We start from the raw sequence: 22,260 nt of genomic DNA, 5'->3' as shown, positions 1-22,260 counted from the left end.
GACCCACAGCATGACCGAGTGCCTCCGGTGATAGAGGTGCAGGAGACATTACCTATCTATTTCTTGCTTCTATGAGCTGGAGCAAAGACGATTAAGCTTCTGTCTTTTCTCCGTAGTAGTAAGAGTAGATATCTGAATGATTTCGATTGATCTTATTCAGCACGACGCCGATAAGATTTGCTTTCACATGTTCAAGTGACGCTTTTGCTTTAAGGGCAACATCTTTTTTCACTTTCCCCGAGTCGATCACAAGAACGACCCCATCGCTTTGCGTTGCTACTATTTGAGCATCCGTTACAGACATGATCGGCGGCGTGTCGATAATGACGACATCGTACCGCTCTCTAGCTGTCTTAAGCAGCTCCGCCATTTGCTCCGACGAGAGCAGCTCGGAAGGATTGGGAGGCGTTGGCCCCGCTTGGATAATGGACAGATTGTCCGTATTCGTAAACTGAATGATGTCCTCAAGCTTCAGTTGGTTCAATAAGGCCGTTGTTAAGCCGCTGCGGTTGGACTTCCCAAAAATATGATGCTGCGAAGGCTTGCGGAGATCCGCATCAATGAGAAGCACCTTTTTGTTTGCTTGTGCAAACGCGACTGCCATATTGGCGCATGTCGTGCTTTTGCCCTCGCTCGGCTTGGAAGAAGTGACCATAATAATTTGCAGCTTTTGATTAATTGTCGAGAACTCAATGTTTGTCCTGAGCATCCGGTACCCTTCAGAAATGGGCGATTTGGGATTAAGCTCCGTTATCAAGTTCCATTTAGGAATCAAACGAGACATTTTGTTCCCTCCCTGCATTCGTCTTTAACGAGGCGTTGCTGCTGTGCTCTGTCGCATCCCGCTCTTCGAACTTCGGAATCGATGTTAGTACTGGTACTTCCAGCAGTGCCTCGATGTCCTCTTCGGTCTTAATCGTGTCATCCAAGTAATCCAGCAGGAAGGATATGCCTACACCTACCATCAATGCCAGCATGAACGTGACCGCAATGTTCATCTTAGGATTCGGAGCAACGGGCCCGTGTTGTTCATGCGGATCAGCTTGGTCCAGCACGGAAACATTATCTACCTTCATCAGCTCTGGAACCGATTTTTGAAAAACGATGGCGATCGCATTCGCGATTTTTGCTGCTTGCTCATAGGAGTCATCACGTACCGATATGGACATGACCTGTGTTTCATTCACTGAGCTTACGCTTACCTTGCCGATGAGCTCGCCGTATGTCACACCGAGATCCGGGTATTGCTTGACAACTCGCTTCATCATTCGCGGCGTTCGCAAAATCTCTTTATAGGTTTTGATAAGTCCGATCGTGGAGTTAATCGATCCAACATCTATGCTCGGAATGAGCGAGCTGCTGTCCTTATACTGGTTAACGATTAACTTAGCGGATGCTTCATACTGTGGTTTGATAAAGTAGCTGGAGTAAATGCCGATGGTTAGACAGCTCACTGAAATAATTAAAGCTATCATCAATAGCCTTCTTTTGACGATGATCCAATACTGTTTTAATTCCAAATCATTTCCTCCATTGCTTTAAAATCATCCGTTGCCGAACTTCACGAAAGTTGTTCTTAATGAATATTAAAATTCTCTCATTATTCAAAACGCGAACTTTTGGGCGTCGTTTGTTTACAGGAATAGGCTTACCCATGGATTCCTGCTTAGACATAAAATGTTATCATCTCGTGTTATTAATGAACTCATCCACGGTCCCGCCATTCATTACATGCTCCATCATATCGTTAGAGCAGGCTTGCAGGCCGATCTTACCGAGCAGCTGAGATATCAGCTTCGCCATGTCAATCGGTTCATTATGGATTAGGCAGCCAGTTGCCATAAGCAGCTCAGGCAGCGACCTCGCTTCCGATTGACCGTCTTTCTGTAATAGAGAAGGATCCTCGGATAGTATTTTCAAAAACTGCTTCAGCTTTATCTGCTTCTGCTCCTGATTTGAAACATTCATCTCTGAAACCTCCATTCATCAGCTTGCTCATACATTTTGAGTTTTGGAAAGCTTCTTGTCTCTCTTTGCACTCTAGTATGACACAGATGATAATAATTCTTGAGGGAATAAAGACATGGTCACACTTAGACAATCTTGCTCATTTTCATTATGGTTTTCATAAGTACGGACTCCTAATTGATGCGAATAGTGGGATATGCCATGTCATGTTTTTTATCGCCAAATTGATAATTCTGACTATTGAAAGCGCTTAATAAATATTAGGTGAAAGCCCCATTTGGGACTCATGTTTTCCCGCATACTTTTTCCCCCTAACCCATGTAAAATAAAGGTTTTTTCCCTGCTTGCCACTTTCCAACGAACGAAGAATCCAATTAAAATTCCACTAATTTAGCGAAAAAATAAGGGACTATTGACCAGCATCCTACCTAAGCAGCAGTAAATCACCATTCGACATATTTCGCATTCCTCTTTTTCCTGTACGTTTTAACCCCTAACTGCCGTAAATTTACACTTAAAAAACAAAAAAATGCGGGGTTTGAATTGAAAAAGGGACTATTTGGAGCCTAAAAAGCGGATATTCCATCGTTCTCAGCTAATCGATCATACGTTTCAGCAATCTATATTTTGCACCCTGTCAGGATAAACCAACATCATTCGGGATAAATATAAAGCTTCTAAAGCACTGAAATCAAAGAGCATTCCCTATCTTTTTGTCCCAAAATAACGCTTGGCGCTCTTCTACTAACGTCCTACTTCATTGTCTTTCTGACAAGATTAGTCATCAAAAAAAAGAAGAGCACCGATGTCATCGCCGCTCTTCTTCGCATTTTTTCTACCTATTGTATATTAACTAGAAATCTCACTCCATGACATAAGCCAGAAGCAAAGCAGACGTGCCAACGATGGCATCTGCGTGTGTGCGTTCCATGCCGTGGGAAGCGTGAACGCCCGGTCCGATTAATGCTGCACGAATATTGCTTCCGCCGCGCAGCGCAGCCGATGCATCGGAGCCATAGTGCGGGTAAATATCTACTGCATAGGCTAGGTTCTCACGTTTGGCTAATTCAATTAACTTAGTCGTCATATTATAATCGTATGGTCCAGTCGAATCCTTGGCGCAAATGGATATATCCTGCTCTGTCGCAGAAAGATCATCTCCCAGCGCTCCCATATCCACCGCAATCATCTCCGTTATATCCTCAGGAATATAAGAACTTCCGTGTCCCACCTCTTCGTAGGTCGAGAAGATCAGCTTGAGTGTATGTGCAGGTGTGTTCCCTTCACGCTTGAACCATTCCATTAATCCAAGCAGTGCTGCTACGCTTGCTTTATCGTCCAAATGCCGTGACTTCACCCAGCCATTCGGAAAGATGCGCACTCGCGGCTCCCACGAAATGATATCGCCTACGGAAATGCCCAGCCCCTCTGTATCTGCTTTGGTTTTCACCAGCTCATCTATGCGAATTTCCATATTCGCTTCTTCGCGCTTCCACTCCCGCGAATCGGAGTATACATGCACAGAGGCTTTTGTAGACAACACCGTTCCCTCATATTTCCGACCGTCACGCGTGTGAATAACGCAATACTCCCCTTCGACCGTTTGCATATTATAGCCCCCTATCGACGTGAAGCGAAGCTTCCCATCAGACTTGATCGAACGAACCATCGCTCCAAGCGTATCCAAATGCGCGGTTATACCGATCACCTTCTCTGAATTGACGCCTGGAATGGTTATCATTCCGTTGCCTTTTGGCGTTATTTCGAGCGAATAGCCAAGCTTCTCTGCTTCCACCCCTAGATGCTTCACAATGTCCATACAGTAACCGCTAGGGCTTGGAATGTTCAGTAAAGCTTCGAGCTGGCTAAGTATAAAATCCCGATTAAGCTGTTTCGAAAGTGGCAATGACATAATATTGTGCTCCTTTTAAAGCTATATTTTTTATAACCTCTCATTACTTCAATGCAATATACAAATCAATTTCATTATCGGGACTTTCAGGTTGATATCGTTCATCCCAAATTTCAAAATCGTAGTTTTTGGGTTCATTTCCCGTTTCACTCATCCAATCGTCACCTTCTATTTTACGCGATTGCGCGTCAGGATCAAAGTCCACCCTCTATTCATCCCGCTTTCGTTATCTTGCTTTTACATTCTAAAATACGTACATACGTTCACTTTCGAGGTTATACTAATGATGGAGGTGAGCAAAATGGAGAAACAACACTCAAAAACATTGACCGAGGAAAGGTGGCATGCCATCTTAAGCAACAATGCTGCTTATGACGGGATCTTCTTTTACGCGGTGAAAACGACAGGTATATTTTGCAGGCCATCCTGCAAATCCAAACCGCCCAACAAAGAAAATATTGCTATCTACTCTACGGCCGAGCAAGCTTTATCTGCCCGCTTTCGCCCATGCAAACGATGCAAGCCTACCGGGATGCGCCTGCCTGATGATGAATGGATTCATTTGGCTGCCGAATATATCGACAGAAACTATATGAACAACTTAACTTTACAAGTCGTTGCCGATCAATGTCACGGCAGCCCCTATCATCTGCATCGGACCTTCAAAAAAATCAAACACATGACACCAGTTGAATATATACAGCAATTACGAGTCGATAAAGCGAAGGAGCAGCTGACATCATCCGATTTGTCCATTTCAGAGATCGGTTCAAGCGTCGGCATGCATAACACGCCGTATTTTGTAACGTTGTTTAAAAAGAAGACGGGCTGCACACCCGCAGCCTATCAGCAATTGCACAAACAGGAGGCTGATTCAAATGACCAAACAAAGTAAACCGCCCATTTATTGGACATTGCTCACGCACGAGGCTTGGAGCCTATACGTTGCAGCCACAACGGAAGGACTCTGTTTTATCGGCTCTCAGAATGAACCGATAGACGAGCTGGTCCAATGGGCAAATACCCGCTATCCAGGCAGCCCTTTACTGGAGAATGTTGAGCTGCTCCAGCCTTATACAATTGAAATAGCTGAATACCTTCAAGGTTCCCGCAAGCAATTCAGTATATCCTTCCACTATCAAGGAACAGCCTTCCAACAGGAAGTATGGAAAGCACTTTGCGATATTCCTTATGGGGAAACGAAGTCTTATTCCGATATTGCCCATCAAATCCAGCGTCCAGCAGCCGTTCGCGCTGTGGGCACGGCGATTGGCGCTAATCCGATCTTAATTACAATTCCCTGCCATCGCGTCATTGGAAAGAACGGATCGCTGACTGGCTACCGCGGCGGCATAGAAATGAAAACAAAGCTACTTCAGCTGGAAAAACACTAATATGACGATTGAATATTTATATACACAGCCCAAAACCTTATTGAATAAAGGAACCGGCTTTCTTACCGGCTACAGCCATTCCTTGAATCCTTATACAGGGTGTACGTTTGGCTGTTCCTACTGCTATGTGCGGAAAATGCCTGTTTCTTTATTTCGAGGCGCCGAATGGGGAACATGGGTCGATATTAAGAAAAATGCTGCTGAAGTTTTTCGCAAACAATTTTTAAGAGAAAAGTCTAAAGGTCCGGTTACTATTTTTATGTCATCCAGCACTGATCCCTATCAGCCGATTGAATATAAGGAACAAATTACTCGCTCCTTGCTCGAGGTGATGGTTGATGACCCGCCTGATTTTTTGTTTGTGCAAACGCGAAGCCCGCTTGTTCAGCGGGATATTGATCTGCTCTTGCGACTTGGAGAGAAGGTTCGCGTCAGCATGACAGTCGAAACAGATCGCGAGGACATTCGAAAACATTTTTCACCGAATGCCCCGCCGATTAAGGCTAGGCTAAAGACGCTTCAACTGCTAGCTGATGCGGGCGTTCCCACTCAAGCGACGATTGCCCCCATGCTGCCAAGCAGTGAGCAATTCGCCGAAATACTGCGCCCGCTCGTTGACCGCATCTGCATAGACGATTATTTTATGGGTGACGGAAGCAGTGGAAAACGAACGCGACAACTAGGCATCAATGCTTTGTATGAGCAGCTAGGTCTTGAGGAATGGTATCATCCGGCTGCTTATCGCGTCGTTTACGAGCGGTTCAAGCAGGTTTTTTCGGAGGATCGCATTTATGTAAGCCAGGAAGGCTTTGAGCCTTAGCTTTTTTTTCGTTTCATACCGCGTATTATGATTTTGGTTTCTTGATCGACGCGGTATGATTCTATTATTTTTTGCAGAGCTTTGTTATAGGTGAAATCATCTAAAGAATTAGCACCGCTTTTCAAATAATTCATAGTAGCCTCTGGCTGCTTAATATAACAAATTGACAATGCCCAAGCTACCGCCATCTTGACGTAATACGTCTCTCTTTTCGTCTGATCAAGCAGCTGCAAGAGGCGCTCGATATAAGTTTCTTCAATATAATAGCCAAGCAGCATAACGACGCCAAAGCGTATCTCATACTCTTTGTCAGATACCAAATACGGCTGTATGAAATCCCATACCGCTAACTTATTGTCCGTTGTAAATTTCAGTCCATTGCAAAAGCTGTCACAGACTGACCAATTGTCTATCTTCGGAACAAATTCAGCGACAATGTTTAAACGTTCTGTGATATCCGCTTGAGCATAACCAATGACCATCCCCTGCAGCATCACTTCCTCAAAGTACTCGCTATCCGCATCTTTTAAATAGGTACGCCAGTCATCACTTGCTATCGACTTGGCCAGCTGGCGCAGCTTCGGCAGCCGAACGCCTAATACATTATTAATTGTAGGAATAAGCGCAGCCGTAAATTTCTGAAAATCGTCTTCCTTCAATGCTATGAGCTGTTCTTTTATTGTTTTCTCCATGTTGTTGCTCCTTTTAGCTTACTCCATTGACAAGGTCCACAAATAAATCGAAGCCACTGAACCATAGGGCGAATACCTTAGCCGGTAGGTATCGAACTGTTCTTTGGTTAAATCTTGAAGACCATACAGCTTCATCATCCCGCGGCGAATGGCAATATCTCCCCAGCTCACGACATCTGGGCGCTCCATCGCATGGATGAGCAGCATTTCAGCCGTCCACTTGCCAACTCCCTTTAAGGACATCAGCTGCTTGATTACCTCTGCATCCGATAAGCGGTTCAGCTCTTCCAGCCGGATTTCACCTTGCATAATCGACTCCGCAATGCTTTTTATGCAAACGGCCTTCTTCATCGTTATCCCGCAGCTTTGAATCTGATCTGCCGTTTGATTAGCTATGTTCGAAGGGGATATTTCGCCAAGCCGCACCTGCATTCGCTCCCATATGGTGTGCACTGCTTTAGCTGAAATCAGCTGGCCTACAATCGCATAAACGAGTGAAGTGAATAAGTCCGGCATGATGATGCGTTCGACTTTTCCGAGCCGAGACATGGCAGCACCAAGCCCTTCATCTACGCTTTTCAAATAATCGATCTCTGCTTGCCCATAGTCAAAAAGCTTTGTTTGTATCGTTTGCAGACGGCTCGCCCCCTGTAAATCGAAATAAATAGCTGTATATTCTTACTATACCTCATCGGGCTTTGTATGTTTTAATTACCGAATATAATCGCAAGATAACGAAATCGGCGATGATAGAAATAAAGGACATCAGATGCCTTATTTGCTTTGATTTCCTCTTTTTTCAGAAGTAACGGACATAGGGTACGCTAATTGGCTCCAAGCGTTATGATTTAACTTGATTTCGACTAAATAGTGGAATCTATGTCCGTTAGATGCAAATTAAGCCCAAATTATGAAGAATAGCGGATTCTATGTCCGTTAGCATCAAGCCTAAGTCACAAATGAATAGGAATGCTTAGAAGGAAAACGACCATTTCATAAAACAGCGGCAGTCTTGGACTGTTTCATCTCGTCCATCGCTGCCGCTGTATTTTAAATGGGATAGGTTTAATCGTTCTACTCTACTTTTATTTCTACTGCAGCAAGCGATAGTTGTTTTTGATGTAGTTAGCTCCGGATAGGATGGTCAACGCTAAGGCAACGTACATCAGAATTTGATCGACAGGAATCGCTGTCAAAAAGCTGAGCGGACGATGGTTTAACAACACCGCTGAAATCGCAACAACTTGAAAGACCATCTTAATTTTGCCGAATTGGTCGGCTTGCAAGGCGATTTTTTGAGATGAGGCAACAATTCGAATGCCCGTTATAATAATCTCTCTTCCGATAATCACAACTGCGATCCAGCTGTAAATCATCTGCTCGCCTACCATTAATATTAACGCGGCGGATATTAGCAGCTTGTCTGCCAGCGGATCGAGCAGCTTGCCAAGATTCGTAATCTGATTATATTTTCTTGCGATATGTCCATCTAATTTATCCGTCGCTGAAGCGAGTATAAATAATGCTGCAGCATAATAAATGCCATAGGTATCTATATGTAGAAAAAATTCTGATTTGCTGATTAACCACTCGGGGTATATCGGAAAAAATAAAATAAACACAGGTATTAATAAAATACGAGCAATCGTTATTTTATTCGCTAGATTCATATGGTTCCTCCTTCGCATTATGCTAGTCATTATACCATATGTTGGTAGGCTTCTGAAGAAGCTACCTGCGCGCCTCCATAACCTACCTTTATTCTTTCTTTAAAGACTGATTAAGCATATCCCAATCCGCATGCGAGGCGTCAAACAGCATTAGCCCGTCTGTGTACCGGAAAGCCGAACGAAATACCTCACCCTGCCGCTCGGCGCTATTCATCTGATTAAGGGAAATGCCCGCATATACCGGAACTTCTCCACCTGTGGCAATGTTGCCAAGCGCCATATATTTCTCCACCTCGGCCAGCGTATCCTGATACGTACCAATCATGAGGAAATCCAAGTGCCGGACATAGCCAGTGCCTCGGTAGTCCTTGGTATAGACGGAGCCCTCCTGAAATTGAAGGCGGCTGTCATATTGAAAATCCGGGCTGGCCCAGTTTGCACCGTTGACATAATAGGTATCAAACCAAGACCCCACGTAGGCAGATAACAAAACATCTCTTCCCGTTTGTCGCTTATGACCGTCCACCATCTCCTTGACCTCCGCAACAAAAGAGGTAATGACGCCTGCACGGAAAGCCCACCAGTCCAAAATCAACGGACCATCTATTCTCGTATTGCCTTGATAATCGAATATGTCCTCTGGCCAACGATGAAGCTGCTTGCCCCTTTCCGCCAAATAAGCCTCAAAGCGGCTTCGTGTCAAAGGACTGAAGTCCGCCGTTTCATTGTCGTATCTGCCCCGGTCCAAAATAATGCCGTCCACCTGATAGCCGGCAATCACTTCCCGGAAAGCAGCCAATTGATGCTCGCGCACCTTCTCATGAAGCGGGTTGGCAAACGCAACCAAGCCCGGAGCCGAGCTGTCTCGCTGCCGCTTGATCACGCCTTCATCCTGATGCTTGTAAACCATTTCCTCCCATTCAGGATGTTCATTTAAAATCGCATATTGACCACGTACAATAGAGCCTTCTGCAAATACATTCATGGATGCATGAATAGCTAGACCAAGCTGATGCCCCTCCTCTATAAAAATCTGCAGCAAATCCAGCTTTGGATAAGGAGTATCCTGCCCAGCGTTTACCAATTCACTCATGTGTGGACGCCTCGTCAGCGGATTTTTGAAGTAAGAAACGTACCCCTCCACCCCTTTAACGTCAAGCGCAATATCCGTAACGCCTGCATGTTTTGCACGCTCCAGCAGTTTTCTTACAGCGTCCGCAGACTGCAGCTTCCCACTGTTGGCTCTCTGATCTATCCAAAGGATCGTCCTCTGCTTCCTCTCAGCACGGCTCTTAGAAAAAATGGCTAAGCTTCGAGCAACTGGGGTTTCGTTCCTTGCTTTGATCTCCACATCAACAAAGTTGACGCCAAGCGCCAGTTTCAGTTTATGGGCAAAAGCACCCTGCTCGTCTACCACAGCAGCTTCACCATTAACCATTAGCGCCGGAAACTCGCCTGCATTTCCGCCGCTCACATTACCGCTAACTGTAGTAACAGTCTGCGTTTCCGTATAAACGGATGGATGGTTCAAATAAAGGCTGAATTCATGATCAGCAGCGCCTGCCAGCCCGTGATGATCAGTCACCGCACCATCCTTGCGCAGCTTGATACGGTCTCCTTTTCTAAAGCAGGTAGACAAAAAGAAGCGGCTGCTTTCCGGAGCATACAAAGGATCAAGGGCAAGAAGCACGTAACCATCCTCAGGGATGTCTAGTATCGTTGGGCCCGACCAGGCCGGGGCAAAGCCGACAGGCGCTTCATTAACGACGCGTAAAACCAAGCCGCCTGCTCCCACCTGCACCGCAACGCCATTCTCAGGAACAGTGACCGATTCCCCCCATGCGCTTGTAAACAAGACAAGCCACTCTTCGGCCACCGGAATGGTGTTGACAGCCGTTATAGCGTGCCGCTGCCCTTCTAATGTAATCGTAATATCCTCTGGCGCAGCTTCCACTTGGGCATGGATAGCAAGCATATCAACCTCACTGCCTTTATGCGGCTTAAATGGTTCATTCATTTCTGTTCCCCCTCAGTCAATTATGCTAGGCATTTCGCCTGGGCGACAAAGAGGCACCTGCGATTCGCAGCTGCCCCTTTGCCATCAAGCCTACGTCTATAGGCAAGCCATTATTTTGAAATGGTTTGATACCACTCGTTCGCTTCCTTGACGGATTCTGCGCCGCCTTCGGCCATCCATTGCGAAAGGAAGGTATCGTAGTTGTCTCTAGATTGCGCACCTGCGATATACATTAGCACCGTGTCGTCCAGCAGCTTCGTCAGCTTTTGCTTGTTTTTGGATACCGCATCGATTGGCGGCGCAATCGACATCGGATCAACGACAATATTGCCTTTCGCCGCGTTTTCCTGAAACGCCTCATAGTAGCTTTGCAGCACAGGGTCCTTCCGAACGCGCGCCTGCCAGTAAGCCGGATAATCATATTCATTAACCCCGGTCATGTAGGAGCTTGCATTGGTTAAGTCATCATTGAATTTAGGCAGAATGGGATAATATTTTCCATCCTTCACTTCGTGATGAACGCCTTCCTCGCCAATGGCGAGCTTTATGAAGATATCCTTCTTCAGCTTGGTATCGAGCAGCTTGATCGCATGCTCCTTTTGCTTGGATATCTTCGGTATCGCAATAAACCAAGTAGTTGCCAGGTTAACGCCAATCGATGATTTGCCATCCTTGCCAACTAAGTATGGAATAATGCCGATTTTGGCTTCAGGGAAGTTTTTGACAAGGGCAGCTTCTGCGCTAGAAGCACTCCACCAAGCCAGCTTGATCATTGCGGCATTGCCGCTGGAAAACTTCTCAATCGCTTTCGCACTCGTATTGATCGGCATTTCCGAATCCAACAGCCCTTCGCTGTACAGCTTGTTCATATAAGCCAAAAATTCCTTCATCTGCGGAAGCTCTGCTTTATGCAGCAGCTTGCCATCCACATCGTTCCAGTCGTTCAGCACGCCGAATGCTGCTGCAATATCTCCATAGATAGAATCCTTTGAGCCCGTTAACGGAACAATGTTTTTGGCTTTCTTGATCGCTTTCAACACCTCATACAACTCATCCGGTGTTGTCGGGTTTTTCAAGCTCAGTTCTTCCATCCAATCCTGACGGACAACGAGCTCCTCGCCTACGCTAATGCCAGAGCCAGTCTCCGGTATAGCATAGATTTTGTCGTCAATCGTAACGCTTTCCCATGAATCTTCCTTAATCGCCGCTTTGAGGTTAGGGCCATGGCTTTCGATCAGATCATTCAGCGGCTCCAGCGCGCCCGCTGTTGCCAGCTTGTAGAACTGGGCAGAACCCAGCTTCATGATATCGAAGTTTTGCTTGTTCGCAACCATCAAGTTCAGCTTCTCGTCGGCACTTTCCGCCGGAAGCATTTCATAGGTAACCTTGTAGCCGGTCGCATCTTCTATGTTTTTAGCAACCGGGTCTGCGTTCGGATCGAACAGGCTGTACTGCATCAGCATCGTAAGTTTGGGATTGCCTTCGCCATCTCCCCCTGAGCCGCTGCCCGGAGCTGGAGTGGAATTGTTGCCGCATGCGGCAAGAGCAAGAGCAAATACAAGGACTATGGCCAACCAAGAACCTTTTTTCATAGAGTACCCTCCCGAATATGTGTTTTAAAGTCAAACTGCATTACCCTTCCATTGCCCGCTATCTTGACAAGCTGACAGCATCACCGCCTTTCATGCCGATAGGTTTAACCCTTAACCGAACCTACCAGCACACCTTTGACAAAATATTTTTGCAAGAACGGATAAACCATCAGGATCGGCAGCGTAGCTAGCAATATTGAAGCTGCCTGAATGGACTGGGGCGTTGTGTTCAGCGCCGCGTCCACGTTATCCTTCAAAAACTCGCTGCTGGAGGATACCAACAGTTCCTTCAGATACAGCTGCAGCGGTTTGAAATCCTGATTGGTAATGTAGATCATTGATGTAAAATAGTCGTTCCAGAACGCCACCGCGAAAAATAGCGCAATGGTTGCCAGCACAGGAAGCGACAGCGGCAAAACAATGGAGAATAAAATTCGGATGTTGCTTGCTCCGTCCAGCTTGGCGGACTCCTCCAGCCCGTCCGGCAGCCCTTCAAAGTAATTTTTGATAATCAGCATGTTGAACACGTTGATGGCCGCCGGCAGGAATAGAACAGGAAACTGATTGACCAGTCCAAGATTATGCATGAGCAGGTAGGTAGGAATCAGGCCGCCGCTGAACAGCATTGTGAAAATAAACATCAGCAGAAACCATTTTCTGCCTCGAAGCTGAACGCGAGATAATGGATACGCCGTAATGGTCGTAAGGAACAATCCTAACGCCGTCCCCACAATGGCCAAAAGAATCGAATTTTTTAAAGAGTTAAGGAACATGGAATCCTTGAGCACATACATGTACGTTCCGGTCTGAAAGCCAATGGGCAGCAAATTGACCTTGCCGGAGATGACCGCCGCTTCGCTGCTGAACGATTTGGCGATCAAGTTAACGAAGGGCAGCAGCGTCGTCAGACCTACCAGTATGAAAAATAAATAGTTACAGAAATTGAACAGCTTCTCTGAAAACGATGTTTTCACGGTCACAGCAATCTCCCCTTTCAGTTACCAAATCCCGCGTTGCAGGTATTTGCGGCTAAGCGCGTTGCCCGCCAAGACGAGCGTGAAGGCAATAACGGATTCAAATACGCCAACAGCGGTCGTAAAGCTGTAGTCCTGATTGCCGAGGCCCATTCGGTACACATAGGTGCCGATGACATCTGACACCTTGTATACTGTGGGATTGTACATGACGAGAATTTGCTCTGTGCCAGCCTCCAGAATGCTGCCGAGCCTTAGAATAAACATCAGCAGTATAATGGGCGCGATGCCAGGCAGCGTAATGTGCCACAGCTGCTTCATCCGCCCCGCTCCGTCAATCTTGGCCGCTTCGTACAAGCCAGGATCGATCGTGGCGAAGGCCGCAAGATACACGATGGTGCTCCACCCCGTCTCCTTCCAGCCCGCTGAGGTAATCAGAACGCCCCGGAACACGCTATTGTCCAGGAAAAACGAGATCGGTTCCATGCCGATCATACCCATTGCCTTGTTGACCAAACCGCCGTTGCTGGAAAGCATGTCGATAAATAGACCGCTTACGATAACCCAGGACAGAAAATGTGGCAAATAGATAACGGTCTGAATCGCGCGCTTGAACAACATCCGCCTGATCTCATTCAACAGCAGGGCAATGAGAATCGGCAGCGGGAACAAGATACCGATCTTCAGAAAACTGATAATAACGGTGTTTTGAAAAACATGCAGAAAATCAGGAGAGTTGAACAGTTTGGCAAAATGCTTCCATCCCACCCACGGGCTAGCGTCATAGCCATCAAAGATATTGAAATCCTTAAAGGCGATGGTAATGCCATACATCGGGGCATATTTGAAGAGCAAAAGAAACAAAATTCCAGGGACAAGAAGTGCATATAAATCCCAATCCCGTTTGACATCGGCAGCAAGCCGTTTGACATAATTGTTTTTAGCCTGGGGCTTATCCAGTGGTGCCGTTGCGCTTTTCATCGTATTCCCCCTCGATTTGATGCTTTCTACCTAAAATTGTAGTATCCAGCGCTCAGGGTTGGTAGAGTAATGCCATTACTATTTCTGGTACTTTGATGTTTGATTTCTTCATAAACAAGGTGTAACGGCTGTCGCCGTTCTTTGATGGCAAACCCTTACGGGTGATATAGAAGTCGACTTCATTGTGTAAGAGCTATAAATTTTTTTATAAAAAAAGGGCTGCCCGTAAAGCAATTCCCGAATCATTCAGCCTCCACTTTTCACGTAATATGCTAGCAAAAAAGAACCTTCAGATTCACTTTCGTAGTGGTTTTGAAGGTTCTTTTGCGCACACTATGGGATTCTCTCACACCGATTCACCCTTTTTGGATATCCCCCTTTCTAATCCGGCAAGTATGCACTTCTACATTGTTCTTCATTATTTTCTATACTGCATATTCGCAGGATAGCGGCATCTTTCTCATAGTTACGTGTAGCTATATTGTATTTCCTGCAGTATAAGCACTCTTTACATGCTAAAATGGCAGATCATATTGCAAGCTATTGCATAAATACAACATAAGTATCCAACACAGCTAAAATGGGCGAAGTTCCTGCAATTGTGCAGGATAGCTGGGCGTTGATCGCGGAGAATGGTGTTGAAGACTTATCAAAATAGCATCAAAACAAAGAAATATAGTTTTACAAAATGAAGAAGGGGCGTCCCTAAGTCAATTATGACTTTTGAGACACCCTCTTTTAATTTTTTTGGTTATTGCACGCCACCTAATTAGGCGCAGCTGTCACGCTTTAACTCCACCTGGGTTGACGCCCCAATATTTACGGAACACCTTGGTGAAATAGCTCACATCCCGGTAGCCCACGAGACGAGCGGCATCGTACACCTTGCCCCCATTTTGCAGAACGGATTTGGCCCGTTCCATCTTGCGCTCCAGCACATAGGTCGAAAAAGGTACTCCTGTCTCCTGCTTAAACAGCCGGCTTAAGTAAGATGAATTGATAAAAAGGCGATCTGCGACCGTATGCAGCGTAATATCCTGATCGATTTCCTGATTGACGATAGACAGAATGGAGCGAACCACTCCATTGCTCGTCGTTTTCCGCTGCTGCTGCAGGTAATCGCAGATGCGGCCAGTCAAGCGGACTAGCCAGGCCCTAATCTGTTCCTTCGTCGCCAGCAGCCTGATGTTCTCGAAATAAATCATATCCTCTCCTGCGACGCAGCCAATTCGCCAGCCCTGCTTCTGAATCATACGGATATACAGGCTGCTCAAATAAAGGACGGCCTCATGGACCTCTTCCGCCGTCTCCACGGACTCTAGGCTTTTGTCCCACAATCCTTGCAAAGCCTCCAGCGCCTTGGCCTCGTCAGCGGTTTCCATGGCGATCTCCAGCGCTTTCTCCAATCCTTGCTGTACCTGAACCCCCTGTTCCTTACGGCCAATCTCGCGGTAAGGAATAGCGATGTCGCAGCCGTATACAATACGCTCCTGCAAGGCACGGCAAGCTTCGGCATACAGCGCACTCATGCTGCCAATCCCTCCAGCCGCAGCGCAAATGCCTGCGCTCGCTGTCAGCCCAAGCGTCTCCCGGGTGCGCGACAGCAATTGAACGACCGATGCCTGTACGCGCAAAGCGCTGTCTCCTGGCTCCTCCTCGCGCCGCAGCACAAAAACAAGGAGCGTGTACCCTTGATGATCAGGGCACACCCAACAGGAGGCGGGCAGCATTTCTCTCGCCAGACATTGCAATGAGAAACGCCACATTGGAGCATCCTCCGCGCGAAAGCAGCCATCCCCTTGCGGAAGCGGGTCAATATCCACCACCGCAACTGCGATCCGGTCGGACTCCTCAAGCTCAATCTGATATTCCGCACCTCTTCGCAGCACCTCGCTATCGTCGTAGTCGCCTGCTGCCCACTGCCGAATAAAACTGCTTTGCAAATGGGGAAGATGCTCACGCCACTTTACCTTCAGCTCTGCCTGCTCGCGCCACTGCTCCATCTCGTCTCGCAGCTGCTTTGCCGCTTCCAGTACGGCGCCCAATATTTCCTCTTCAGCCGCGGGCTTCAGCAAATACTGGGAAACCCCTAAAGCGATAGCATCCTGAGCGAAGCCAAAGTTGTCATGTCCGCTTAATATAATCAGTTTCAGCTGTACACCGTTGTCTGGATATTCCCTAAGCTTCCTCACCAGTGTCAGCCCATCCATCTCCGGCATCTGGACATCAATCAGCATGATATCGGGTCGCTTCCGCTCGATCAATGCCAGCGCTTCTACCCCGCTGGCAGCCAGTCCGACGACCTCAATGCCATGCTCCTCCCATGGAATATTATTAGCCAATCCCAACCTAAGCCGCAGTTCATCCTCAACGATCATTAAATTCATGCGGATCGCTCCCCTTTTTCCAGAGTATGGTGAGTTACAGCACGAAAACTTTCCTTGCATTGATCCAGCGGCAGCGAAATGGTGACCGAGGTTCCATGTCCTTGCACGCTTTCGACAATCAATTCAGCTTCCTTGCCGTAATAAAGCTTAATGCGAGTCATTACATTGCGCAGGCCGAACAGGTCACCCGTCTCCTCGTCCTCCAGCGAAAACAGATTCGCTTCGCGCTGTCCCAGCCGCTTCATTTCTTCTTGAATATAGGCTAGTCGCTGCGAACTCATCCCTGAACCATTATCGCTTACGGTGACCTGAACGGCCTCTCCATCTTTTATTCGGCCGGAAATAACAAGCTTTCCGCCTTCCGTTTTCCCTTCCATCCCATGCAGGATAGCATTCTCCACAAGCGGCTGCAGCAGCAGCTTCAGAATCGGGATGGGGCGGCAATCCTCCTGAATGTCGTATTCCACCTCAAAGCTGTCCAAGTAACGGATTTGCTGAATGCGAATGTAATAATGCAGATGCGACAAGCTTTCGTCAATCGTAAATACATCCTTGCCCTTGTTCAGGCTTAGACGGAAAAAACGCGACAAGTTCAGCACCATCTCGCTAATTTCATCCGCCTCGTAATTTTTAGCTGTCCAGTTAATTGAATCCAGCGTATTATACAAAAAATGAGGGTTAATCTGGGTTTGCAGAAATTGAAGCTCCGTCTTGGCCAGCCTCAGCTGCTGCTCGTAATGATCTTCAATTAGCCGCTTCTGGTCTACGACCATCCGATTAAACGCTTCCGTCAAATAACCCAGCTCGTCGTGCCGTGTATTCTCCAGATGCACATTCATATTTCCCGTACCCAGACGCTTCATGCCCTTGAACAGCTTATCTACCGGAGAAGCGATACCGATATAAACAAGCCAGGATATGCCCAGCGCCAGAAGGACGCTTACGAAAATAATAGCTAACGTATACAATCGTAGCTGATCTGTTTTGGCGTACAGCTCTTTTTTGGGCTGAATCAGCGTCAGCCGCCATTTGGAATACTCCGAATCGATAGACACCGTCATCTCCGCATCCGTCGTACGGGGAAGGCCAGGCATGCCCCCGCCCTCCGCAAGCGTATGCTCTGCGCCGTCGAGCTTGCCTGTCCCGGCAATCAATTTGCCGGTATCGCTGTGCAAATAAATGGTAGCCGAAGGCGATGGGAGCAGCGACTTCATCAGATTGATCAGCTTGCTTTTGTCCACTGTAATAATGACTACATCCGCTCTGCGATTGTTGTTGTACAAATCCATGGTTCGCAGCAGCGATACGCTATCGGTATTAATTAAGCTGCCGAAGGTCGCGTTGCCGGCAATCGGCTCCTCCGCCAGCAGATAAGTGATTTCCGTCCCGCTAGTAATGGCGGTATTCTCAAGCCATTGCTGCTGCTCAGGACTACTCAGCCTTCTCCCTCCATAATTCGTCGAAATCATCATGTGGGAGGGCTGATGATACAGGGATATTTGCGATACGATATGATTAATAGAGTTTACATTCGACAGCTGCTTCAGCAGCATCGAAAAATCGACGATAGAGAGCGGCGACAATTCCGCTCCGTTATCTGCAAGCAGCTTGATAAACACAGGGTCTGTTGCAATCAGCGTCGAAATCTCCTCCACATTTTGCAAAGTCAAATCAATATAGTCCATAGCTGAATTCAGTACCGTACTGGACCGCTCCACCGCTTGGTCATGCAGAATACTGCGGGAGCGATCAACGGCAAATAGGCTTACCAAGACGAGCGGCAGCAAAATCAACATAAAATAGCAGGTTAGCCGAAACTGGATTTTGCGGGAAAAGCGATCCCGAAACCATTTGACGGGATTTCTCATGCTTATCTCCCCCCTCCGGCGCTCAAGCGGGCTTCGTACCATTGATTAACTTCCGCTGTAACCTCTGCGCCACCCTCGCGGTACCACTCCTCCACAAAGCTGTCGAACTCATCCAGCGAAACGATGCCCATCACGATTTGTGTAAAAATGCTCTCAAGCTCCTCTAAATGTCCGGCATACTTGCTCATCGCCGGTGTCGGAATTCCGAAAAATTCGTTTTTTATTAAATTTTGTTCAATCATTTGCAAATTATCGTATAAGTGAAAGTCGCCGAGCGAATCCAACCGAGCCTTAGCCATAACAGGATCAATGACATCGACAAGCGACTGGTAGATGCCCCTGTACAAATGCTTGTCATGCTCTACAAAATCGGTGACCATTTTCCCATTTTTCATCGACCAAATCTTGCCTTCAAAACCAAGCTTCAACGTCTCCCTGCCCTCTCCCACGATGAAATTAAGCAGCTTTACCACTTCTTCGGGATGTTTCTTACCGACCGGCACCACGTTGTAACCGCGGATTAAATCCTTGTTATATACGCCGCTGTGCCCCTCCGGTCCGACGGGATACTCCAGCGGAATCCATTCCGCCTTGGGATCTTTCTTTTTGCTTGCCGCAATGGGTCCGCGCGTATCGTACCAAGTCGCGGAAAACATGCCGACCTTTCCGTTCTCGATTTTTTCGATAAAGGCATTGTTGCGGTTAAGCGGGAATTCCGGATCAATCAGCCCTTCCCGGTAAAGCTTTGCCAGAAAAGCGAGCGCTTGCTTGGTCTCCGGCAGCGTACTGCCATTAACCAGCTTTCCATCGCGCGCCACCCAAGAGTTCAATTGAACACCAAAAGCGCCAAAAAACGGCGCTGTCCGCCCCATGTCCTCGAGCAAAATAAGGCCCATCGTATCATTGAGCCCGTTCCGGTCAGGGTCTTCCTTAGCAAAGGCGCGCATGACTTCATAATATTCGTCCAGCGTCTTTGGCGGCTGCAGTCCTAGTTTATCGAGCCAATCCTTCCGCACATACATCAACTCGATGCCCTGCACGTCTGTTAAACTTGGAATGCCGTAAATTTTTCCATCGTAGCGCATTCGATCCCAAGCCTCTTCAGGAATAAACTTCTTCAGATCTTGTCCATATTCGTTAATATAGTCGTCAAGCGGCGTAAAAGCCCCTTTTTTGACATATTCGTCAAACCAAACCGGGTTGAAAGTGTGAATGAGATCTGGGAGATTTCCGGAAGCCATAATGACGTTTAGTTTCTCTTCATAAACTTCCTGAGGGGGAATATTGACCCGCAAATCCAGTCCTGTACGTTCCTTTATATAGTTTATATAAGGATTATCGTTTTCGTCTGAACCATCCGGGAATGTCATGCCCAAATCGTTAATGACCATAGAAATCGCGACGCGGCTCTGCGATGTGGGCAGCGGCTGACCAAGCTTCTCCCACTCGCTGCAGCTTGGCACCGTCGCAGCTACCATTAACAACGCTATTATCCGAACAATCAAACGACAGTTGAACCTTTTGCGCTCCATAGCTCCCCCTCCATCTTTTCCGGAATGCATCCGGCATTACTCCCTATTCAACTTCTCCTTCAAGCAAGCGCTAGACTGCGGTACATAACCAGTAAAAGCAGCCTCCTTCCCACCTACTCACTGTTATCTATCTAAATTATGTTAACTATAATAACACGAAATACAACTAATAAGAGTAGAAAGGCATAATGCATCAGACTAATCTTCTTTTCATGTCATTAAATCGAACATACATTAAAGCGGTTGCATAAATAACAAGGTAATACGGATATCGCTATAGAATATACTTCCTATATTTTAGAATAAATAGAAGCGGCTGCCCTTACGGCTATTCGAACTTTGTAGGCTGTTGAGCCCATCCTATTCCAATAGCCGCTCCAGCAACCGCTTTACGTCCAATCCAGCAAATGTGAATAAATTTGTTATTTCCATTGTACTTCCAACAAGCGCCCGCTTAAATCTTAGATTCAATAACTGGGGTTAGCGGAAGCTCTTAATAAATTGAACCGCTTTGCGTATATCGGTCTCCGGCTGATCTCCAACTTCGCGTTCGATCGTCAGATAGCCATTATATCCAATCTCCTTTAACGCCGTAAAGTATCTGTCGAAATCAACATTCCCTTCGCCGAGCGGCAGCTCACGGAAAAATTGTCCCGTGCTCACCATCTCCGCAATTTTGGCATGATCCATCGGCTCATAGCCAAGCGCACCGTATACCATGCGAGGATCTACCACCTTGCGACGTATGCCGTCCTTGACATGGGTGTGCACGACGTAATCCTTAAGCAGGCGAACCCCTTCCGCTGGATCATCCCCCATCACCATCACCATATTGGCAGGGTCAAAGTTGACAGATACCCCTCTGCCACCTAGCGTATCTAGAAAACCTTTCAGATGGGCCGCCGTCTCCGGGCCGGTCTCGATAGCGAAATAGGCCTTCATGCTATTGGCATATTCATTCAGCTCGCGGCAAGCCTCCTGCATAACAGCGAACACCTCTCCATCTTGGTCCTCCGGCACGATTCCGATATGAGTCGTTACAATGGTCGTGCCGAGGTCCAGCGCCAAATCGAGAATCCGCTTTGATTTCTCTACTTTTTCCTCGTTAACGGATTTATCCTGGAAGCCATGGCCGCCCAGGTCGCCGCATAACGCGCTGATTTCCAGCCCTAATGAATCGATATAAGCCTTCAGCTCCCTGCGGGCGGCAGCGCCGAGATTAGCCGGGTCCATCTCGCCTGAAACGGCATAGATTTGTACCCCCTCCGCACCAACCTCCTTCGCCTTCTTCAGCCCTTCCTTAACGCCGACGCCAAAGCTGTCTACAATGACGCCTATGGGATTTCCGATATTTATAGACATGCCGATTCCACGCCTCCCCTAGTCGAAATGGATTTCCTTGCCTAGAGTCGCCGACTCGTACACGCCGCAAAGTATTTTCATGATTTCAACGCCGTCCTGCACCGGACTGATCGTGTCTTTCTTCCCTTGGCAAACTTCAACAAAGTAATTGATTTCGTCTTGGAAGCCCTGCACAAATTCGAATGAGAGATTGTCAATTTGCGGCGTGGCGTTCAGAATCGTGTCATACTTCTCTGTAATTAAAGTCAGCTCCGGCTCCAGCTCGACGCCGCCTTTCTCGCCATAGAGCTTTACCGTCAGCTCATCCTGTTTCGCATGCAGCGTAAAGCTGACATCAACCAGCAGCGACGCCCCGTTCTCAAAGCGTACCAGCGCATTGGCCATGTCCTCAACCGTGTTCAGTGCTGCATCATAATCGGCTGCCTTGTAGAACTTCAAGTTTTTCACATTGGAGCGGTTGCCTAAACGGTTGTAGGTGTTGCCGCTAATGGATTTAACTTTGGGCTTGCCCATCAAATACCAGCAAAGATCGATGACGTGAACGCCGATATCGATCAGCGGACCGCCGCCGGAGCGCTCCACATCAGCGAACCAGCCTCCAGGGTTGCCCAGCTTGCGTATGCATGAAGCTTTGGCATAATAAATCGGGCCGATTTCACCATTGTCCAAAAATGCTTTTACAATCCGCGTATTGGAGGCATAGCGGCGGACAAATCCTACCTGCAGCGTCTTGCCGGATTCCTTGACAGCCGCTTCAACCGCTCGTGCCTCCTCCACCGTTTTGCTAAGCGGCTTCTCGCAAAGCACATGCTTGCCTGCCTTCAGAGCGGCGATACTAATCTCCGCATGGGTGTTGTTCCAAGTACAGATGCTGACCGCATCAATATCGGGGTTCGCCAGCAGCTCGTTGTAGTCGGTGTAAACGTTAGGAATGTTATATTTCTCCGCCTTTGCCTTCGCCCGTTCTTCCTTCAAGTCGCAGACAGCGACCAGCACGGCATCCACGTTTTTGCTGTAGGAGCCAAAGTGCATTTCTGATATGGAGCCAGCTCCGATTACGCCAATTCGAATAGGATTGCTCATTGCGATTT

At 47.4% G+C, this 22,260-nt stretch carries 20 protein-coding genes; 3 read left to right on the top strand and 17 right to left on the bottom strand.

The window, feature by feature from the left end; translation table 11 throughout:
* Nucleotides 1-91 precede the first annotated feature (91 nt).
* The 5 genes from AC1DM9_RS02080 to AC1DM9_RS02060 all read right to left on the bottom strand — a co-directional run bounded on the left by AC1DM9_RS02080 (nucleotide 92) and on the right by AC1DM9_RS02060 (nucleotide 4,085).
* Nucleotides 92-784: a CpsD/CapB family tyrosine-protein kinase gene (locus AC1DM9_RS02080; RefSeq protein ID WP_339204780.1), complete on the bottom strand. Its 693-nt coding sequence runs from the start codon at nucleotides 782-784 to the stop codon at nucleotides 92-94.
* Nucleotides 765-1,520 (bottom strand): YveK family protein, encoded by a 756-nt coding sequence (locus AC1DM9_RS02075; RefSeq protein WP_475443899.1) that lies wholly within the window; start codon nucleotides 1,518-1,520, stop codon nucleotides 765-767. The genes AC1DM9_RS02080 and AC1DM9_RS02075 overlap by 20 nt, the downstream gene beginning before the upstream one ends.
* A gap of 163 nt (nucleotides 1,521-1,683) precedes the next feature.
* Nucleotides 1,684-1,968: a hypothetical protein gene (locus tag AC1DM9_RS02070; RefSeq protein ID WP_477510698.1), complete on the bottom strand. Its 285-nt coding sequence runs from the start codon at nucleotides 1,966-1,968 to the stop codon at nucleotides 1,684-1,686.
* Nucleotides 1,969-2,830: 862 nt separating this feature from the next.
* On the bottom strand, nucleotides 2,831-3,880 hold the full coding sequence (locus AC1DM9_RS02065) for a M42 family metallopeptidase (RefSeq protein ID WP_076269105.1): 1,050 nt from the start codon (nucleotides 3,878-3,880) through the stop codon (nucleotides 2,831-2,833).
* A gap of 43 nt (nucleotides 3,881-3,923) precedes the next feature.
* Entirely contained in the window at nucleotides 3,924-4,085 is a 162-nt protein-coding gene (locus AC1DM9_RS02060; protein ID WP_477578240.1) for a hypothetical protein, read from the bottom strand.
* A gap of 96 nt (nucleotides 4,086-4,181) precedes the next feature.
* Between AC1DM9_RS02060 and AC1DM9_RS02055 the strand changes: the two genes are divergently transcribed.
* From AC1DM9_RS02055 to AC1DM9_RS02045, 3 genes are read left to right on the top strand one after another with little or no spacing between them, the layout of a single operon-like run.
* A complete protein-coding gene (locus AC1DM9_RS02055; RefSeq protein WP_477578238.1) occupies nucleotides 4,182-4,775 on the top strand; it encodes a bifunctional transcriptional activator/DNA repair enzyme AdaA in 594 nt (197 codons plus the stop codon).
* Nucleotides 4,759-5,274, top strand: a complete 516-nt coding sequence (locus AC1DM9_RS02050; RefSeq protein ID WP_477578236.1) for a methylated-DNA--[protein]-cysteine S-methyltransferase — start codon at nucleotides 4,759-4,761, stop codon at nucleotides 5,272-5,274. Before AC1DM9_RS02055 ends, AC1DM9_RS02050 begins: the two co-directional genes overlap by 17 nt.
* 1 nt (nucleotide 5,275) lies before the next feature.
* Nucleotides 5,276-6,094, top strand: a complete 819-nt coding sequence (locus AC1DM9_RS02045; protein WP_477578234.1) for an SPL family radical SAM protein — start codon at nucleotides 5,276-5,278, stop codon at nucleotides 6,092-6,094.
* Here AC1DM9_RS02045 and AC1DM9_RS02040 read toward each other — a convergent pair.
* The 12 genes from AC1DM9_RS02040 to AC1DM9_RS01985 all read right to left on the bottom strand — a co-directional run bounded on the left by AC1DM9_RS02040 (nucleotide 6,091) and on the right by AC1DM9_RS01985 (nucleotide 22,252).
* Nucleotides 6,091-6,786, bottom strand: a complete 696-nt coding sequence (locus tag AC1DM9_RS02040) for a DNA alkylation repair protein (protein WP_477578232.1) — start codon at nucleotides 6,784-6,786, stop codon at nucleotides 6,091-6,093. The two genes, AC1DM9_RS02045 and AC1DM9_RS02040, sit on opposite strands and share 4 nt — an antisense overlap.
* A gap of 18 nt (nucleotides 6,787-6,804) precedes the next feature.
* A complete protein-coding gene (locus tag AC1DM9_RS02035) occupies nucleotides 6,805-7,422 on the bottom strand; it encodes a DNA-3-methyladenine glycosylase family protein (protein ID WP_441884990.1) in 618 nt (205 codons plus the stop codon).
* 455 nt (nucleotides 7,423-7,877) lie between these two features.
* Nucleotides 7,878-8,456 carry a CDP-diacylglycerol--glycerol-3-phosphate 3-phosphatidyltransferase gene (pgsA, locus tag AC1DM9_RS02030; RefSeq protein ID WP_441884921.1) on the bottom strand — a complete coding sequence of 193 codons (579 nt, stop codon included), beginning with the start codon at nucleotides 8,454-8,456 and terminating at the stop codon, nucleotides 7,878-7,880.
* An 88-nt stretch (nucleotides 8,457-8,544) separates the two neighbouring features.
* On the bottom strand, nucleotides 8,545-10,473 hold the full coding sequence (locus tag AC1DM9_RS02025) for a family 10 glycosylhydrolase (RefSeq protein WP_477578230.1): 1,929 nt from the start codon (nucleotides 10,471-10,473) through the stop codon (nucleotides 8,545-8,547).
* Nucleotides 10,474-10,583: 110 nt separating this feature from the next.
* Nucleotides 10,584-12,065 carry an extracellular solute-binding protein gene (locus tag AC1DM9_RS02020; protein ID WP_477578229.1) on the bottom strand — a complete coding sequence of 494 codons (1,482 nt, stop codon included), beginning with the start codon at nucleotides 12,063-12,065 and terminating at the stop codon, nucleotides 10,584-10,586.
* Nucleotides 12,066-12,169: 104 nt separating this feature from the next.
* Nucleotides 12,170-13,039 carry a carbohydrate ABC transporter permease gene (locus AC1DM9_RS02015; RefSeq protein WP_430059486.1) on the bottom strand — a complete coding sequence of 290 codons (870 nt, stop codon included), beginning with the start codon at nucleotides 13,037-13,039 and terminating at the stop codon, nucleotides 12,170-12,172.
* 24 nt (nucleotides 13,040-13,063) lie between these two features.
* Complete coding sequence (locus AC1DM9_RS02010) at nucleotides 13,064-14,020, bottom strand: ABC transporter permease (protein ID WP_441884929.1); 957 nt, start codon at nucleotides 14,018-14,020, stop codon at nucleotides 13,064-13,066.
* A gap of 782 nt (nucleotides 14,021-14,802) precedes the next feature.
* The gene (locus AC1DM9_RS02005) at nucleotides 14,803-16,407 is read right to left on the bottom strand and encodes a response regulator transcription factor (RefSeq protein WP_339204794.1); all 1,605 of its coding nucleotides are present in this window, start codon (nucleotides 16,405-16,407) and stop codon (nucleotides 14,803-14,805) included.
* On the bottom strand, nucleotides 16,404-18,275 hold the full coding sequence (locus tag AC1DM9_RS02000; protein ID WP_477551339.1) for a cache domain-containing sensor histidine kinase: 1,872 nt from the start codon (nucleotides 18,273-18,275) through the stop codon (nucleotides 16,404-16,406). The genes AC1DM9_RS02005 and AC1DM9_RS02000 overlap by 4 nt, the downstream gene beginning before the upstream one ends.
* Nucleotides 18,276-18,277: 2 nt before the next feature.
* Entirely contained in the window at nucleotides 18,278-19,807 is a 1,530-nt protein-coding gene (locus AC1DM9_RS01995; RefSeq protein WP_477578226.1) for an extracellular solute-binding protein, read from the bottom strand.
* 480 nt (nucleotides 19,808-20,287) lie between these two features.
* A complete protein-coding gene (locus AC1DM9_RS01990) occupies nucleotides 20,288-21,169 on the bottom strand; it encodes a sugar phosphate isomerase/epimerase family protein (protein ID WP_477578224.1) in 882 nt (293 codons plus the stop codon).
* Between the two features lie 18 nt (nucleotides 21,170-21,187).
* Nucleotides 21,188-22,252: a Gfo/Idh/MocA family protein gene (locus tag AC1DM9_RS01985; protein ID WP_441884940.1), complete on the bottom strand. Its 1,065-nt coding sequence runs from the start codon at nucleotides 22,250-22,252 to the stop codon at nucleotides 21,188-21,190.
* Between the last annotated feature and the right edge of the window lie 8 nt (nucleotides 22,253-22,260).

It is taken from the genome of Paenibacillus sp. 01T431 (assembly GCF_056398625.1).
This window is presented reverse-complemented; position numbering and strand designations above follow the sequence as displayed.